Raw genomic sequence first — 259 nt, 5'->3', positions numbered from 1 at the left:
AGCAATCCGGTCAAGGCCGGAGTAACGGCGATCACGGAATAAGCCGATGTAATACTGTTGCAGTTCAGCGGAATCGTAAATACCAATATTGGACTGATCGCGGTGGCCAACGTACAGATATTGAAACTGCGGCTCTAAAGTTTGGCGATAGTTCTCATCGAAGTATTCAGTAAAGCGCTCAAAGTTAATTTTGCCATGTACTCGCACTTCAGGAATGGTGCGGTTTACGTCTTCATCCAACTGTTCTACAGCGAGGTTA

General features: G+C 45.9%; 1 protein-coding gene. It reads right to left on the bottom strand.

Annotation, left to right across the window (positions count from 1 at the left end; all coding sequences use genetic code 11):
- The coding region (gene lptD / locus SAY88_RS25230; protein WP_332635177.1) for an LPS assembly protein LptD at window positions 1–259 on the bottom strand (259 nt) is incomplete at both ends.

Origin of the sequence: Halalkalibacter flavus (assembly GCF_036663575.1) — a bacterium.
GTDB classification, from domain to species: Bacteria; Bacillota; Bacilli; order Bacillales; family Bacillaceae_D; genus Halalkalibacter; species Halalkalibacter flavus.
This window is presented reverse-complemented; position numbering and strand designations above follow the sequence as displayed.